Annotated in this window: 12 protein-coding genes; 7 read left to right on the forward strand and 5 right to left on the reverse strand. The window is 58.2% G+C overall.

Going from position 1 to position 16,672, the window contains the following annotated elements; all coding sequences use genetic code 11:
* The first annotated feature begins 51 nt into the window (after positions 1-51).
* Together E4T21_RS19895 and E4T21_RS19900 are read left to right on the forward strand one after the other, a co-directional pair.
* Positions 52-1,638 carry a peptide MFS transporter gene (locus tag E4T21_RS19895; protein ID WP_149286685.1) on the forward strand — a complete coding sequence of 529 codons (1,587 nt, stop codon included), beginning with the start codon at positions 52-54 and terminating at the stop codon, positions 1,636-1,638.
* A gap of 3 nt (positions 1,639-1,641) precedes the next feature.
* The gene (locus tag E4T21_RS19900; protein ID WP_149286686.1) at positions 1,642-3,453 is read left to right on the forward strand and encodes an aminopeptidase P family protein; all 1,812 of its coding nucleotides are present in this window, start codon (positions 1,642-1,644) and stop codon (positions 3,451-3,453) included.
* Positions 3,454-3,570: 117 nt separating this feature from the next.
* Here the strand turns inward: E4T21_RS19900 and ntrC are convergent, their stop codons facing one another.
* The 3 genes from ntrC to glnA all read right to left on the reverse strand — a co-directional run bounded on the left by ntrC (position 3,571) and on the right by glnA (position 7,856).
* A complete protein-coding gene (ntrC, locus tag E4T21_RS19905; RefSeq protein ID WP_149286687.1) occupies positions 3,571-4,977 on the reverse strand; it encodes a nitrogen regulation protein NR(I) in 1,407 nt (468 codons plus the stop codon).
* A complete protein-coding gene (glnL, locus tag E4T21_RS19910) occupies positions 4,970-6,019 on the reverse strand; it encodes a nitrogen regulation protein NR(II) (protein WP_149286688.1) in 1,050 nt (349 codons plus the stop codon). The genes ntrC and glnL overlap by 8 nt, the downstream gene beginning before the upstream one ends.
* 430 nt (positions 6,020-6,449) lie before the next feature.
* Complete coding sequence (glnA, locus tag E4T21_RS19915; protein ID WP_149286689.1) at positions 6,450-7,856, reverse strand: glutamate--ammonia ligase; 1,407 nt, start codon at positions 7,854-7,856, stop codon at positions 6,450-6,452.
* A 636-nt stretch (positions 7,857-8,492) separates the two neighbouring features.
* Between glnA and E4T21_RS19920 the strand changes: the two genes are divergently transcribed.
* The gene (locus tag E4T21_RS19920) at positions 8,493-9,032 is read left to right on the forward strand and encodes a glycosyltransferase family protein (protein ID WP_149286690.1); all 540 of its coding nucleotides are present in this window, start codon (positions 8,493-8,495) and stop codon (positions 9,030-9,032) included.
* Positions 9,033-9,098: 66 nt separating this feature from the next.
* Here E4T21_RS19920 and E4T21_RS19925 read toward each other — a convergent pair whose 3' ends face one another.
* Positions 9,099-10,415 carry a D-amino acid dehydrogenase gene (locus E4T21_RS19925; protein WP_149286691.1) on the reverse strand — a complete coding sequence of 439 codons (1,317 nt, stop codon included), beginning with the start codon at positions 10,413-10,415 and terminating at the stop codon, positions 9,099-9,101.
* A gap of 9 nt (positions 10,416-10,424) precedes the next feature.
* Positions 10,425-11,930 (reverse strand): Na+/H+ antiporter NhaC, encoded by a 1,506-nt coding sequence (nhaC, locus tag E4T21_RS19930; RefSeq protein WP_149286692.1) that lies wholly within the window; start codon positions 11,928-11,930, stop codon positions 10,425-10,427.
* Positions 11,931-12,253: 323 nt separating this feature from the next.
* Here nhaC and typA point away from each other — a divergent pair, with 323 nt between their 5' ends.
* The 4 genes from typA (at position 12,254) to E4T21_RS19950 (ending at position 16,650) form a co-directional block, all read left to right on the forward strand.
* Positions 12,254-14,080 carry a translational GTPase TypA gene (gene typA, locus E4T21_RS19935; RefSeq protein ID WP_149286693.1) on the forward strand — a complete coding sequence of 609 codons (1,827 nt, stop codon included), beginning with the start codon at positions 12,254-12,256 and terminating at the stop codon, positions 14,078-14,080.
* A gap of 295 nt (positions 14,081-14,375) precedes the next feature.
* Positions 14,376-14,684, forward strand: a complete 309-nt coding sequence (locus E4T21_RS19940; RefSeq protein WP_149286694.1) for a hypothetical protein — start codon at positions 14,376-14,378, stop codon at positions 14,682-14,684.
* A 335-nt stretch (positions 14,685-15,019) separates the two neighbouring features.
* Positions 15,020-15,790, forward strand: a complete 771-nt coding sequence (locus E4T21_RS19945; RefSeq protein WP_149286695.1) for an ABC transporter ATP-binding protein — start codon at positions 15,020-15,022, stop codon at positions 15,788-15,790.
* A gap of 155 nt (positions 15,791-15,945) precedes the next feature.
* Entirely contained in the window at positions 15,946-16,650 is a 705-nt protein-coding gene (locus tag E4T21_RS19950) for an ABC transporter ATP-binding protein (protein ID WP_149286696.1), read from the forward strand.
* Positions 16,651-16,672 lie beyond the last annotated feature (22 nt).

Raw genomic sequence — 16,672 nt, forward strand, 5'->3', positions numbered from 1 at the left:
AGCTTCTGCCATAGGCCGTCTCTACTTCCGTTCCTGTAAAGGTCAATCAGCATGCGATCCTCTATCCCTCCCACCTCCTCTGGAGCGGACAAGGGCTTCTTCGGCCATCCAAGAGCCCTCGGCCCCCTATTCTTCACCGAAATGTGGGAACGTTTCTCTTTCTATGGCGTTCGACCCATGCTGGTGCTGTTCATGGCTGCACCGCTGCTGAGTGGTGGCCTGGGCTTCGACGCAAAGACTGCTGCCGCCATCGTTGGTATCTATGGCGGGGCCGTATACCTAGCAGCACTGCCCGGCGGTTGGCTGGCCGACAACTGGCTCGGCCAGCGCCGCGCCGTGTGGTATGGCTCCATCCTGATTGCCCTGGGTCACCTGTCCATTGCCAGTTCCGCTCTATTGGGCCCGGTTACCTTCTTTGTCGGCCTGATTCTGATTGTCATGGGAACCGGACTATTCAAAACCTGTATCTCGGTGATGGTCGGCAGCCTCTATGATGAAGACGATGCACGCCGTGACGGCGGTTTCGCGATCTTCTACATGGGCATCAATCTCGGCAGTCTGGTGGCGCCACTGTTGACCGGCTGGTTGATGGAAACACGCGGCTGGCACTGGGGCTTCGCCACTGGCGGAACCGGCATGCTGGTGGCACTTATCCTGTTCCGCCTGTGGGCCGTACCTGCCATGCGCCGTGCTGACGCCGCTCGAGAGCGCCCCTCGAGCTGGGATGCGCCCGCCGTCAAACGCCGCCATGTCGGCAAGTACGTACTCGCAGCGGTCGCCCTTGTGGCTGTGATGGTGACGCTGGTCGCCGCAGGCATTGTGCACATCAATCCTCGCGCGGTGGCCGAAGCCATGACCAGCGTGCTGATCCTCTGTTCACTGTTGTTCTTTGTCTACCTGTTGTTCTTCTCCGGCCTCGATGGAGAAGAGCGCAAGCGGGTCGCGGTCTGCCTGGTGCTGGTGGTCGCAGGTGCCTGCTTCTGGGCCGCCTTCGAACAGCAACCGACCTCATACAACCTGTTCGCCGCCCAATATACCGACCGCAGCGCTTTCGGCTGGGAAATTCCGACCCTGTGGTTCCAGTCGTTGAACCCGGTCTTCATCGTACTGCTCGGCCCCCTGTTAGGCTGGCTGTGGCCGGCGCTGGGCAGGCGACATCTCGAACCCGGCAGCCCAATCAAGTTCGTGCTGGGTCTGCTGCTGGCTGCCATTGGTTTCGGCATCATGGTGCTGGCGGCACGCGAGGTCATCTCCAGCAATGGCCTGGTCTCGCCGCTATGGATCGTCGGCAGCATGCTGCTGCTGACACTGGGAGAGCTGTGCCTGTCACCGGTAGGGCTGTCGACCATGTCTGGCCTGTCACCTCAGCGTACTCAGGGCCAGTTGATGGGATTGTGGTTTACCGGCGCGGCGCTGGGGAATCTGGTGGCAGGACTGATCGGCGGTCACGTCAATCCCGAGGAACTGCAGCAGATGCCCGAGCTGTTCTCCCGCTCAGCCATCGCCCTGGTGGTCTTCGCCGTGATCCTGCTGTTGCTCGTTCCCGTGTTCAAGCGCATGCTGAGGCACAATCGTATAATCGACCCTCGCGCCCCCACTGAAGGCGGCGCTGAAGCCACTGTCCGATCCGGAGTTTGAAGCATGCCATCTGCCACTACCCCAGTAGCCGCCAGTCGTCTTGCTGCCCTGCGTGAAGCGATGCAACGCCATGGTATCGATGCCTGGTGGTTGCCTTCCAGTGACCCTCACCATAGTGAGTATCTGCCCGAGCACTGGGCAGGCCGAGCTTGGCTAACCGGCTTCGATGGTTCCGTGGGCACATTGGTGGTGACGCAGGATGACGCCGGTCTCTGGGTCGACAGTCGCTACTTCGTCCAGGCCGAGGCGCAACTGGCCGGCTCAGGCATCCGCATGATGAAGCTGGCCCAGGGACAGGCTTCTGCCCCCATCGAATGGCTGGCCGAAAAGCTGCCACAAGGCGCCATTCTGGGCTACGACGCTCAAGTCGTGTCGTTGGCTCATGCCCGCCAGATGGAAGAGATCCTTGGCGATGCAGGTATCTTGCAACGCGGCAACCTGGACCTGCTCGACGACATCTGGAGCGGCCGCCCCGAACTTCCGAGCGCACCGATCCGCGCCCATGCGGCACAGTATCTGGACGAATCACGTGCCCAACGGCTGGCCGGGGTACGCGAGGCCATGATTGAGCATGGTGCCGACTGGCACCCGGTCTCGACCCTCGATGACATTGCTTGGCTGTTGCAACTGCGCGGTGCGGATGTGGGCTTCAATCCGGTGTTCCTCGCTCACCTGCTGGTCAGCCGCGACAGTGCCACCCTGTTTGTCGCCCCCGGCAAGCTCGATAGCGAACTGAGCGCAAGCCTGGCCAACGATGGCATCCAGATCAGCGGCTACAGCGACTGGTCCAGCGCCCTGGCTGCACTGCCGCCCAGCCAGACCACGCTGATCGATCCGGCCCGCTTGTCTCTGGGGACCCGCCAGGCGTTGCCCAGGGACATGAAAGTGGTGGAGGCTTTCCAGCCCAGTACCTTGGCCAAGGGCGTGAAAACCGATCTCGAGCTAGGCTGGGTACGCAAGACCATGGAACTCGATGGCGCCGCCCTGTGCCGATTTTTCGCCTGGCTGGACAAGGCACTTGCCACAGGGGAACGGGTCACCGAGCTGACCATCGATGAACGCCTGCGTGAACAGCGCCAGCGTGCCGAGACGTTTGTCTGCGAAAGCTTCAGCACCATTGCCGCCTTCAACGCCAACGGCGCTTTGCCACACTACCACGCCACCGAGGAAGCACATTCGGTGATCGAGGGGGATGGCCTGCTGCTGATCGACTCCGGTGGTCAGTATCACGGCGGCACCACCGACATCACGCGCATGGTGCCCGTGGGCCAGGTCTCCGCCGCTCAGCGTGAGGACTGCAGTCTGGTCCTCAAGGGCATGATCGCCCTGTCACGCGCACGCTTCCCGCTGGGTATCGCCGCGCCACGGCTGGATGCCATCGCCCGCGCGCCGCTGTGGGCCACTGGTCGCGACTATGGCCATGGCACTGGCCACGGTGTCGGCTACTTCCTGAATGTTCATGAAGGCCCACAGGTGATCAGCTCAGGAGCACCAGCAGCCGAGCATACGGCCATGCAGCCTGGCATGATCACGTCCAACGAGCCGGGGGTGTATCGTCCAGGCCAATGGGGCGTGCGGATCGAGAATCTGGTAGCCAACCGCCCGGCACCGGACAGCGAGTTCGGCGACTTTCTCGAGTTCGAGACATTGACGCTGTGCCCCATTGATACCCGTTGCCTGAACCTCGAGCTGCTGGACAGCGACGAGATCCAATGGCTCAACGCCTATCACGCCGAGGTTCGAGAGCGCCTTGCACCCCACCTCGAAGGCGAGGCCCTGGCATGGCTGAACGAGCGCACCAAAGCAGTAAGCTGACGAGCTTCGAGCTGCGGGCCGCGAGCAGCCCAGCAGCGTCTCGTAGCTCGTAGCTCGTAGCTCGTAGCTCGTAGCTCGTAGCTCGTAGCTCGTAGCTCGTAGCTCGTAGCTCGTAGCTCAGTCTTCCGCCAGCGAGGGCAGCAATACCTTGAGTTTTCGCGTCAAGGTATTGCGCCCCCAACCCAGCAACTCTGCAGCTTCTCCCTTGCGCCCGCCGGTATGCTTGAGAGCCGTTTCGATCAGGATCTTCTCGAAGTCCGGCACGGCCTCTTCAAGCAAGTGTGTATGGCCGGCAGCCAGGGCATGATCAGCCCAGTTGCGAAAGGCCTCGCGCCAATCTCCGGAGACAGTACTACCATCGCCCTCGGTAAGCTCTGGCGGCAGATCCTCGACCAGAATCTCTCGTCCAGAGGCCATCACCGTCAGCCACCGGCAAGTGTTCTCCAGTTGGCGTACGTTACCGGGCCAGTCGACCCGAGTCAGGTGAGCTTCGGCTTCAGGGGTCAGTACCTTGACGTCGGTAGACAATTCTCGTGCCGCCTCGGCCAGGAAATGACGGGCCAGGCGCGGAATATCCTCGCGCCGCTGGGCCAATCTTGGCAGATGCACACGGATCACGTTGAGACGGTGGAACAGGTCCTCACGAAAACGCCCATCGGTGACCAGGGATTCCAGATTCTGGTGAGTGGCAGCGATGATTCGCACGTCGACGCGTACCGGTGTGTGACCACCTACTCGATAAAACTCGCCATCGGCCAGCACACGCAGCAACCGGGTCTGGGTCTCCGCGGGCATATCGCCGATCTCATCGAGAAACAGGGTGCCACCATCAGCCTGCTCGAAGCGCCCCTGGCGCTGGCCGCCGGCACCGGTAAAGGCCCCTTTTTCATGACCGAAAAGCTCTGACTCGATCAGGTCTCTCGGAATCGCTGCCATGTTCAAGGCGATGAAAGGACGTCCCGCCCGCGGGCTATGCTGATGGAGGGCACGGGCAACACGCTCCTTGCCGGTACCAGACTCCCCATTGATCAGTACAGTGATATGAGAATGGGCCAGGCGGCCAATGGCGCGAAAGACTTCCTGCATGGCCGGTGCTTCGCCAATGATCTCGGCGTCCAGTCCTTCGGGTACGCTGACCGGACGCTGGCGTTCACGTGCATGAGCTACTGCACGCCGCACCAGAGCCAGGGCCTCATCCACATCAAATGGCTTGGGCAGATACTCGAAGGCACCTCCCTGGTAGGAGGCCACTGCGCTATCCAGGTCAGAGTGAGCGGTCATCACGATGACCGGAAGATCCGGATGTATCTCGCGCACCTTGGCCATCAGGTCAAGACCATCGATGCCTGGCATGCGAATGTCCGTCACCAGCACATCAGGGGGGTCCTGCAGCAGCCGATCCAGTAACCGGTCGGCACGGTCGATGGTTTCGACGTTGAGGTCGGGCTGAGCCAGGGCGCGCTCCAGCACCCAGCGAATGGCACGATCGTCGTCGACGATCACAACGCGTGCAGCATCAGTCATGACGCTTCTCCAGTGGAATCAGCAGTCGAAATTCAGTGCGTCCTGGTTCGGAATCGCATTCAATCAGCCCACGATGCTGGTGCAGAATCGATTGAGCAATGGACAGTCCCAGTCCACTACCTTCAGCGCGTCCAGACACCATGGGATAAAACAGGGTTTCATGCAGCTCGCTGGGAATGCCGGGGCCGTTGTCGGTCAAGCTCAACTCGCACACCAGGCGATGACGCTGGGCGCCGAGGGTAAACTGGCGCCGGGCTCGGGTGCGCATGATCAGCGTCGGCATGGGCGTGGCCGATTCGGTCAAGGCCTGAACCGCATTACGCGCAATATTGAGTACCGCCTGGATCAGTTGAGCCTCGTCACCATGCAGTTCCGGCAGACTGGGATCGTAATCTCGCTGGATATTCACGGATGGCTCTTCGGCCAGCACCAGAGAGCGCACGCGCTCCAGTACCTTGTGCACGTTGAGAGGCTCATCATGCCTGATTCGATTAGGCCCCAGCATGGAGTCGACCAGATCACGCAGCCGATCGACCTCTTCGATGATGATATGGGTAAACTCCTTGAGCTGCGGCGCATCCACAAGATCTCGTTCAAGCAGTTGCGCCGCCCCCCGAATCCCCCCAAGCGGGTTCTTGACTTCATGAGCCAGCCCCCTGGCCAGAATCTTCATGCTCTCCTGGCGTGACTGCAGGGCTTCTTCCCGGGAAATTCTCAGCAACCGGTCAAGTGGCTGCATTTCCAGCAACAGTTGGTCGGCAGACAGAGGGGTCACGGTATAATCCACCGTCAGGATCTCTCCTCCGGCGATACATAAGCGTGCCTCACGCTGGGTATAGGGGTGCAAGGCGTCCCGTGACTTGGCCAGCACCTCACCGATATTGTCCTCTCCTGCCAGCAGGTCAGGTAGGTACTGACCATCGAGCCGACTAAGGCTCAGGGCCAGCAATGATTCAGCGGCTGGATTCATCCAAGTCAGTCGAAGCCCACCATCAAGCAACAACACCGCTGTGGAAAGATGTTCAGTGATGCCCTGGATCATGCCTTTCAAATCTCCTGTGCAACATGCGCACACCATTTGCCGGCCATGGGCACGTACTCCCTACCCTGATGCACTACGCTGTACACCCCTTGCCTGCTACCAGTACAACCAGCAAACGCTTGATGCTCATCGCTTCGTGCCGGGTCACTAACAACCTCTAAAAGAGGTAGCAAGAACTGGGCCAGCTCCAAGGTAGCGCGCTGGTGCCGAAGTGGCGCTTCTATGCACCATAGTAGTGCACCACTCTGGTGCATCACCATGATTACCGCTCTAAAATGTGCCGTCTTGTAGTAAGGCAACGTAGCCAGACTGGGCAAAAATAAAGCGGGCTCCGCATTGCGGAGCCCGCTTCCATATGGATTCGACATAACGGAAGAGGCCAACTGCTGCCTGACAGTTCGTCTTCCACCGCTGTCTTTAGCAGCTGTCTTTAGCAGCTATAGTACATGTCGAACTCGACCGGGTGCGTCGCCATGCGAATGCGCTCGACGTCCTGGGACTTGAGTTCGATGTAGGCATCGATCATGTCGTCGGTGAACACTCCACCCTCGGTGAGGAAGGCGCGGTCGGCATCCAGAGCTTCCAGGGCCTGATCCAGACTCTCGGCCACGGTCGGGATGGCCTTGCCTTCTTCCGGCGGCAGGTCATACAGGTTCTTGTCCATGGCATCGCCAGGATGAATCTTGTTCTTGATACCGTCGATACCCGCCATCAGCAGCGCTGCAAAGCACAGATAGGGATTGGCTGTCGGGTCAGGGAAACGTACCTCGACACGCTTGGCCTTGGGGCTGGAAGTGTACGGGATACGAATCGAGGCAGAGCGGTTACGTGCACTGTAGGCCAGCATGACCGGTGCTTCGAAGCCCGGTACCAGACGCTTGTAGGAATTGGTGGAAGCGTTGGTGAAGGCGTTCAGCGCACGAGCATGCTTGATGATACCGCCGATGTAGTACAGCGCCATTTCTGACAGGCCAGCATACTGGTCGCCAGCAAACTGGTTGACCCCGTCCTTCCAGAAAGACTGGTGGACATGCATACCACTGCCGTTATCACCAACCAGCGGCTTGGGCATGAAAGTCGCTGTCTTGCCGTAGGCATCGGCAACGTTGTGCACGACGTACTTGAGCGCCTGCACTTCGTCGGCTTTCTTCACCAGAGTGTTGAAGGCAACACCGATTTCGTTCTGACCGGCATTGGACACCTCATGGTGGTGAACCTCGACCTTCTGACCGATGGCTTCCAGGGTGTTGCACATGGCACCACGGATATCGTGGAAGCTGTCGACCGGGGGAACCGGGAAGTAGCCGCCCTTGACCCGCGGACGGTGCCCCAGATTGCCACCTTCCACAGCGCGATCGGTAGACCAGGCACCCTCCCCGGAAGAAATCTTGTACATGGCGCCTTCGATGTCGGCCTTCCAGTGAACCTCATCAAAGATGAAGAACTCGGGCTCCGGGCCAAAGAAGGCGGTGTCGCCCAGACCAGCAGACTGCAGATAGGCCTCGGCGCGCTTGGCGATGGAGCGCGGATCACGCTCGTAGCCCTGCATGGTGGCCGGTTCGATGATGTCACAGACCAGCACCACAGTAGTGTCTTCGGTGAACGGATCGAGATAGGCAGTGCCATCTTCCGGGCGCAGAATCATGTCAGACTCATTGATGCCCTTCCAACCAGAGATGGAGGAACCATCGAACATCTGACCGTTTTCGAAGAACTCTTCGTCCACGTCACGGGCAGGAATAGTGACATGCTGCTCTTTACCACCGGTATCGGTAAAACGCAGATCGACCCACTTCACATCATGTTCTTCAATCAGGGCAAGTGTCTTTTCTGACATGCGGTCCTCCAGTTGAGCTTGTCTTGTATTCAAGGGCTCGTAGTTGGGTGCTCAGGTAGTTAGGTGCTCGTAATTCAAAAAACAGAGTTCAAAAAACTGAATTCAAAGCCAGGCACGAGTGTTCCGACGGGTCGGCCATTCGCCATGGTTGCCGCTTCCAGAGCAGGGGTTCCTCTACTCTTTCGGAGTAGCGAATCTGTTGTAGCACGCTACTGGGCGGCTGCCCACGGTCGCCTGTGCGACATGATCTCACTTGCCATTCACAATGCAGACTGCGTGCCAAAATTGCACCACCAAGGGTAGAAAAAATCTCAACAATTTGATTTTGCGAGTTATTTATTTTTCATCACGTGCGCCACGATGGTTCAACCTGGGCCTTCTGGGTGTTGTGACCATGAAATCCCAACCTCCAAGGCACCAACATGGTGCACAAAGAAGCAAAAAGCACCATATCAGGGCATGCGCAGTCCCGAAGAATCCTGAGTCCCGAGGAGCGCGCAGGCACACAGTCATGTGACTGTTACACAAAGCCTGCTAACTTTCCTACTGGAACTAAATGCAACTCAAATATACACTTGTTTACATGTTGTATTCATGTTGCTCTACGGCAGCGACCTACCTATATGGAGCGTCGTCGTGTACTTCAGCCTGATCATCGATGCCAGATCCTCGGGAAAAGCCCTCAATCATCTACTCTGCCAGGCGTCCAGGGTAGCGTCTCTATATTCTGGCCACAGTGAAATCCTGGTGGTGGACGATGGTGTGCTCGATCGGCAGCTTTCCAGACCAGGCACTCCTGGCTGGAAACTGGACAACTGTCGCATCATTCACTGTTACTCGGATTCACTGGGGCAGCGACTCAACCTGGCTGCCGCCTATAGCCGTGGGCGCATGCTGGGATTCTGCTTTTCCGAGTGTGATCCGGACTGGGGAAAACGCTTGGTGGCAGCCGCCAATAGCGACCAGAAGAACAGTGCCATTGCCCCTCGTCAGGCTCAATGGAGCTGGTGCCCATGGCGCTGGAGAAAGGGGGAACCCCCTCATGCTCTGGGTGTAGAACGAGAGTGGTTCGATCTCCTTGGCGGCTTCGACCCGATCATGGAAAAGGGTGTTCTTCAAGATCTCATCAGCAGGCTCAAGGCTTGCCATGCAAGCACCATCACGCAATACGCCTGACTTCACTCCGGCCGGTGTGCCCAACAACCGCTCTTGAGCCACACCTCCAGGAAGCGCAGAGCCTAGTCAGCGCAGAAAGCGTTCAGGACGAAAAGGGGCAATATCTATCGCAGGCGTCCGCTCTGCCACCAGATCAGCCGTGATCTCAGCACTTGCCGCGGAGAACGTCCAGCCGAAGATACCATGTCCGGTATTCAGCAACAGATTGGAATACTTGCCACGTCCGAGTATCGGTGGGCCGTCTGGTGTCATGGGACGAAACCCTGCCCACGGCGTTGCCTTATCTAGCACGGCGACACCAGGAAAGCGCATGTCGACGGCTTCTTTCAGTGTGTCTATGCGAGAGGCCGGCAAGCATCGATCGAAGTTGGCCAGTTCTGCAAAGCCAGCCACCCTGACTCTCTGCCCAAGACGGGTGATCACTACCTTGAAGCGATCATCGATCACCGTAGATCTCGGCGCCATGACATCATCCGCCAGGGCTTCATCGCTCAATGGCGCTGTGATTGAGTATCCCTTGACCGGATAGATCGGCATGCGCTGCCCTATCAATCGCCCCAGGGCCCGGGACTGACAACCGGCACAGACCACAAAAGCATCTGCAGGCAAGGTCTTCGCCGCTGAACTCGACCACGCATCTCGCCCAGAGGCCTGTTCCCGTGGCAACACGGACACACTGACCACTCTCCCCTGACGGCACTCGGCATCGACCACCTCGCTATCGAACAGGAAGCGCACGCCCATGGCTCGGCAGTGTGCGGCCAGGGCCTGGGTGAACAAGTGACAGTCGCCTGTACCATCGCCACTGATACGCAGGCCACCTCGCACCGGACCTCCTCGACGCAGACCAGGCTCATGGGCGTAAATATCATCGGCGCCCAGCCAGTGATGGCCTATGTCCATTTCCTCCAGCAGCGGCATCAGGGCGCGCAAGGCGGCTTCTGCCTTTGCGTCACTGGCCAGGTCGATCAGCCCTGCATGACCACCATCAAACGCCAGTGGCACCTGACGCTCGATGTCTGCAAAACACTCGCGGCTGTAGCTTCCCAGACGGATCAGGGAGCGCTCATTGGCCGGAAACAACCCGGGGGTGCGAGCATGACGCCATGTTTGGGCCAGAAAGCTCAAGGTACGAATGTCGGGAGGCAACTTCAGCTTGAATGGCCCTTTAGGTGTCCACATCCACAGTATAGCTTTGCGGACCATGCCGGGATCCGCCCAGGGATAGACATAGCCATAGGAACGCTGGGCAGCATTGGCCCGGCTGGTCTCGAGGCCCGGCTCAGGCAAGCGCTCGATGACCGAGACATTATGGCCATCCCTGGCTAGGCAATAGGCGGTGGTCACTCCCGTGACCCCCGCACCGATGACGGCAATATCCATATCCGTTCCTTAGCTGGCTTCGCCTTCCGCGGGCCGTATCTCCTGTACCAACGCCTTTTCATTTTCTTCGATCCGGGTAATGCGGATACCGAACATGGCATAGCCAATGGCCAAGGCGACATTGATCAGGTTGAAGAAGGCGAACGGCAGATAGCTCAGGGTGGCGACCCCCAAGGTGGCTGCCATATATGCACCACAGCTGTTCCAGGGAATCAGGGGCGAGGTGATGGTGCCGCCATCCTCCGTGGCACGGGATAGATTGACCGGCTTCAGGCCACGGCGCTGGAACTCGGCACGATACATGCGTCCCGGCAGCGTGACGGAGAGATACTGATCACCCGTCACCAGATTGGAAGCAAAGCAGGTCAGCACACAACGAATGATCAGCGACCCTGCGCTGTTGGCACCCGCCACGAGCGCTGCCACCAGGCGCTGAAGCATGCCAAGCCGCTCGATGACCCCACCAAAGGCCATGGCCGAAATGACCAACCACAGTGTGGTCAGCATGCTGCTCATGCCGCCCTTGGTCAGCAGCACATCGATGTTGTCATTGCCGGAATGGGAGACATAGCCATCGAACAGCGCGGTCCATACCCCTTTGACCAGATCGGTGGTGGTGGCAGCATCGGCACCTATCAGCGTCAGCACAGCATGGGGCTGGAACACCAGCGCAAAAATGACGCCCAAAGTAGCACCGATGAAGACGGCTGGCAGTGCCGGCATCCGCGCAATAGAAAGCCCCAGCAAGACCAGCACTGGAATCAATAGCTGCGGCCCCAGGTCAAACTGCGCAGCCAAGCCTTCACGCATGACCACAATCTGTTCCGGCGTGCTCATGGCGGCAGAACCATCCAGACCGAGCACCACAAAGCCGACCAACGCCAGGCCCAGACTCGGCAATGTTGTCCAGCTCATGTGACGAATATGCTCGAACAGATCGGCACCAACCGCCGCTGGCGCAATATTGGTGGTATCGGACAGCGGTGACATCTTGTCACCGAAATAGGCTCCGGAAATGATCGCACCAGCGGTGATCGGCAACGACAGGCCGAAGCCCTCGGCAATACCGACCAGCCCCAGGCCGATAGTGCCTGCCACAGACCAGGAACTGCCGATGGACAATGCCACCAGGGCACACAACAAGCAGCACGATGCATAGAAATAACTGGGCGACACCAGTTCCAGGCCATAATAGATCATGGCCGGTACAGTGCCTGCGAGAATCCATACGCCAATCAAGGCGCCGATGGTCAACAGGATGAGCATGGCGGGAATGGCAACATAGATACCATCGGCAAAGCCGGATTCAATGCTCTTCCAGCTATGTCCGTTCTTGAGGCCAAAACAGGCAGCGATCATGGTGCCGATCAGCAACACCACTTGAGCTGGTCCCCAGGCGGCATCTGCTCCGAACAGCGCCACTGCAAGAATCAACAATGCAATGGTGGCTGTCACCGGGATCAGCGCATCGAATAGAGGTAATACATCTGGAGATCGTTGGTTGTCAGGGGTCATGACGAATTAGGCCCGCATCTTGTCGTTGGCTTAGGCGAATCGCTTCGCAAAAGGAGCCACCGGGTAGGTGGTCCTGCGAGAACAGTCGCAGTGCATCTGCGGCAAACAGGTGTACCTGCAGATGCCAAAACCAGGTATCGAAGAAAGCTCAACGCTTTACATGAAAAAGACATAGTCGCCGGAACAGCTTGTCCCAGCGGGAGTTTTTCCTAAAGACGCGCAAGGATACAACGTAGGTAGCAGAGAATCGATCCAACAAAGCTGGTAGCCGTCATCAACCAGGCTCTATAATACTGCCCCAATTTTCCCAGCAGGATCCCGTCGTGATCGAGAATCTTCGCAACATAGCCATCATCGCTCACGTCGACCACGGCAAAACCACTCTGGTCGACAAACTTCTCAGCCAATCCGGCACCCTGGACCGAAAGGCCGAGGGTCAAGAGCGGATCATGGACTCCAACGACCAGGAGAAAGAGCGTGGTATCACCATCCTGGCCAAGAACACGGCGATCCGCTGGATGTCCCCGGACGGCCAGGACTATCACATCAACATCGTGGATACTCCTGGGCACGCCGACTTCGGTGGTGAAGTCGAGCGCGTCATGTCCATGGTCGATTCCGTGCTACTGCTGGTAGACGCGGTAGACGGCCCCATGCCACAGACCCGCTTCGTCACCCAGAAAGCCTTCGACCAGGGCCTCAAGCCGATTGTAGTGGTGAACAAGATTGACCGTCCTGGCGCACGCCCGGACTGGGTCATCGACCAGATCTTTGATCTGTTCGACAACCTCGGAGCCACCGACGAACAACTCGATTTTCCGATCATCTACTGCTCAGCCCTCAACGGCATCGCCGGTAATGAGCCGGATGAGCTGGCCGAGGACATGACGCCAATGTTCCAGGCCATCGTCGATATCGTCGAGCCGCCCAAGGTCGAGCTGGATGGCCCTCTGCAGATGCAGATCTCGGCGCTGGACTATTCCAGCTATGTTGGTGTCATCGGCCTTGGCCGCATCACTCGTGGTGCTATCTCGGTCAACCAGCAGGTGGTCGTCATCAACAAGGAAGGTCAGACCCGCCGCGGCAAGGTTGGCCAGGTCATGACTCACATGGGTCTGGAACGTGTCCAGACCCAGCAGGCTACCGCTGGCGACATCGTCTGTATTACCGGTATCGACGAACTGGCGATTTCCGACACCATCTGTGACCCGGCTGCCGTCGAGGCCCTGCCGCCCCTGAGCGTTGACGAGCCGACCGTGTCCATGACCTTCCAGGTCAATGACTCACCATTTGCCGGCAAGGACGGCAAGTTCGTCACCAGCCGCAACATCAAGGATCGCCTCGACCAGGAGCTGATCCACAACGTGGCCTTGCGCGTCGAGCAGGGCGACTCCCCGGAGAAGTTCATCGTCTCCGGTCGTGGTGAGCTGCACCTCTCGGTATTGATCGAAACCATGCGCCGCGAAGGCTTCGAGCTGGCCGTGGGTCGTCCGGAAGTCATCATCCGCGAGATCGACGGAGAAAAGCAGGAGCCATACGAAGAAGTCATCATCGACTGCGAGGAGCAGCATCAGGGATCCATCATGGAAGAGCTCGGCTACCGCAAGGGCGAGCTCAAGAACATGAACCCTGACGGCAAGGGGCGTGTACGCCTCGACTTCATCATCCCTGCGCGTGGCCTGATCGGCTTCCGTGGCCAGTTCCTGACCCTGACATCCGGCACCGGCATCCTGACCAGCCGCTTCGATCATTATGGTCCGCTGCGCCCTGAAGCCGCCATCGAGCGTCGCAACGGTGTGCTGGTATCCATGGTGCCTGGCAAGGCCCTGGCCTATGCCCTGTATGCTCTTCAGGATCGTGGCAAGCTGATCATCGATCACGGCACCGAGGTCTATGAAGGCATGCTGGTGGGTATCAACAATCGCGCCAACGACATGGTAGTCAACCCGACCAAGGGCAAGAAACTCGACAACATGCGTGCTTCCGGCAACGACGAGAACATCGTCCTGACGCCTCCGGTTCGCTTTACCCTGGAACAGGCCGTCGAGTTCCTCGATGACGACGAACTGGTCGAGATCACTCCCAACCATATTCGTTTGCGCAAGAAGTTCCTGACCGAAAACGAACGCAAGCGTGCAAGCAAGAAGTAAGCTAGCCCAAGGCCGCTGCAGAGATCTGCAGCGGCCTTTCCTTATGCGGCTTGCGCCGCTCAGGTTAATCAGCCTTAAGCCTGCCTGCCGCTTCTACATCAAACCATCGCCATCAACCGGCCACGCTTAATCCCACTATGGCGGAGCCGGACTATGCTGAAAGTATCCCTCCCCTCTTCCACGGAGGAGTGGCCTGAGCTATGTTCGCTACTTTCATCATCCGCCCATTTCGTGAAACGACTTCACGGCGCCCTTGGCTAAAACATCATGGATTCAGACACAAGGAGAAACATGCATGCATAAACACGTCGAATGGGATGACCCAGGTGCTGATAGTGTCCAGAAATACTTTGCCGACAAGCCTGACGAATATCCGACAGCCCACATCGGCAGTATCGTAGCTGGCCGCTATCATGGTTATTCGGTGCGTGTACGTGTCGAAGCCCGGACTGAGGAAAACGGTGTAAGTGTCAGTATCGGCAACGTGGTCGCGCTTATCTCGGTACGTACAGGGGAGCGCACCCAAGGCATCGGCGACCTGTCCATTGGCGATACTGTACGCCTGCCCGACGATCATCGCGCCCTGGCTCCACATAGCCTGTGATGACCGCATGCCGCCACGGCAGCGTCACGTAGCACCGAGGCTCAGGCCTTGTCTGAAAAGCCGACGAGCATCAAGACAGAACCAGGACCTTGCCTTACGAAGCCTGCCCCTCCTTGGCGCAGGCTTCGTTGCGTTCATCCATCAGGAACCCTGCGACCAGGGCAGGTCAAACTAGATACAGGTCAAACAAATAGTGCCACCAACGCAGGCTAAACGCTTCACCCCTGGCCAATAACCCCTGCTGTGGCGCAAAGTGAAGATTGTCGGAACACTGCAACGCAGCGATATATCACAACCACAAATCAAAACAACAAATCAAAACAACAGGACATCTCATGGCTACCATCATCGATGTTCGTCATGTCCATAAAGCCTTCGGTGGCCTGAAGGTCATCAACGATTGTTCCTTCCAGGTGGAACAAGGCTCCATTACCGGACTGATCGGCCCCAATGGTGCGGGCAAGACGACGTTATTCAATATCATCGCCGGAGCGCTCTCCCTGGATTCAGGGCAGATCATCTACAACGGTGAAGACATCACCAATCACCCCGCCAATGAGCTGTTCCACAAAGGCCTGTTGCGCACCTTTCAGATCGCCCACGAATTCACCAACCTCACTGCCTTGGAAAACCTGATGATGGTGCCGCCACATCAGACAGGTGAATCCTTGGCCAGAGCCTGGTTTTCTCCACGTCAGGTGTATAAGCAAGAAGCCGAGATCAAACAGCGAGCGCAGGAAGTGATTGAATTCATTGGCCTCAAGCATGTGCGCAATGAATTGGCGGGCAACCTGTCCGGAGGACAGAAAAAGCTGCTCGAACTCGGCCGTACCATGATGACGGATGCCAGGGTCGTGCTGCTCGATGAAATCGCTGCCGGGGTCAACCGCACCCTGCTGGGCGACTTGATGACCAGCATCGAGAAACTCAACCGCGAACTCGGTTACACCTTCCTGGTGATCGAGCACGATATGGACATGATCGCCCGCCTCTGTGACCCCGTGATCGTCATGGCACAAGGCGCAGTGATGGTGGAGGGCTCAATCGAAGAGATCCAGAACAACCCCGACGTCATCGAGGCCTATTTCGGCGCAGGTGCAGCCTGAGTCAATTACTGCTTTATTAGGAGTAACAAGAAAAGAAGCAACGCCTGTCAATAACAACAATTCGCTAACAACATCGCGGACTCCATGGATTGAATGTAAGGCCAGTACCTACCTTGCCTCCTTCCATGATCCCGTAAACCTAGAGACGCAGAGCGATGCCACTACTCGAAGCGTGCGGCGTGCATGGCGGCTATGGGGGCATGAACATCCTGCATGGGGTGGATATCTCCATTGAGGCCAATGAGGTTGGCGTCATCATCGGCCCCAATGGGGCTGGAAAATCCACCATGCTCAAGGCCATCTTCGGCCTGCTCCAGGTCACCGAAGGTGAAATACGACTGCGTGGTGCCCCTATCCACAACCAGCCTCCTAATCGCCTGGTGAAACTCGGTATGGGGTTCGTTCCCCAGGAACACAATGTCTTTCCCAGCTTGAGCGTGCAGGAAAACCTGGAGATGGGGGCCTATCTCAAGCCAGGCTCCATCAAGCACAACCTCGGCAATATCTACGAGTTTTTCCCCCCACTGAAAGACAAGCGCCGACAACCTGCAGGCGAGCTGTCCGGCGGTCAACGCCAGATGGTTGCCATGGGGCGAGCACTGATGGCTGAGCCACAGCTGCTACTGCTCGACGAGCCTACCGCGGGACTCTCGCCCAAGTACATGAACGAGATCTTCGAGCGGGTAAAAGAGATCAATTCTGCAGGCGTCGGCATCTTGATGGTGGAACAAAATGCCAAGCAGGCCCTGGCCATTGCCGACAAGGGCTTCGTCCTGGCAGCAGGCCAGAACCGCTTTACTGACACGGGCCAGGCACTACTGGCCGACCCGGATGTGGCCAGGAGTTTCCTCGGTGGCTGATGCTGCTTCATTTGTTGCGCGG

This window comes from Halomonas binhaiensis (assembly GCF_008329985.2).
Lineage (GTDB): Bacteria > Pseudomonadota > Gammaproteobacteria > Pseudomonadales > Halomonadaceae > Halomonas > Halomonas binhaiensis.

Coding starts and splice junctions, on each gene's coding strand:
- E4T21_RS19895 (WP_149286685.1), top strand. CDS start 52: ATGCGATCCTCTATCCCTCCCACCTCCTCTGGAGCGGACAAGGGCTTC.
- E4T21_RS19900 (WP_149286686.1), top strand. CDS start 1,642: ATGCCATCTGCCACTACCCCAGTAGCCGCCAGTCGTCTTGCTGCCCTG.
- ntrC (WP_149286687.1), bottom strand. CDS start 4,977: ATGACTGATGCTGCACGCGTTGTGATCGTCGACGACGATCGTGCCATT.
- glnL (WP_149286688.1), bottom strand. CDS start 6,019: ATGATCCAGGGCATCACTGAACATCTTTCCACAGCGGTGTTGTTGCTT.
- glnA (WP_149286689.1), bottom strand. CDS start 7,856: ATGTCAGAAAAGACACTTGCCCTGATTGAAGAACATGATGTGAAGTGG.
- E4T21_RS19925 (WP_149286691.1), bottom strand. CDS start 10,415: ATGGATATTGCCGTCATCGGTGCGGGGGTCACGGGAGTGACCACCGCC.
- nhaC (WP_149286692.1), bottom strand. CDS start 11,930: ATGACCCCTGACAACCAACGATCTCCAGATGTATTACCTCTATTCGAT.
- E4T21_RS19940 (WP_149286694.1), top strand. CDS start 14,376: ATGCATAAACACGTCGAATGGGATGACCCAGGTGCTGATAGTGTCCAG.
- E4T21_RS19945 (WP_149286695.1), top strand. CDS start 15,020: ATGGCTACCATCATCGATGTTCGTCATGTCCATAAAGCCTTCGGTGGC.
- E4T21_RS19950 (WP_149286696.1), top strand. CDS start 15,946: ATGCCACTACTCGAAGCGTGCGGCGTGCATGGCGGCTATGGGGGCATG.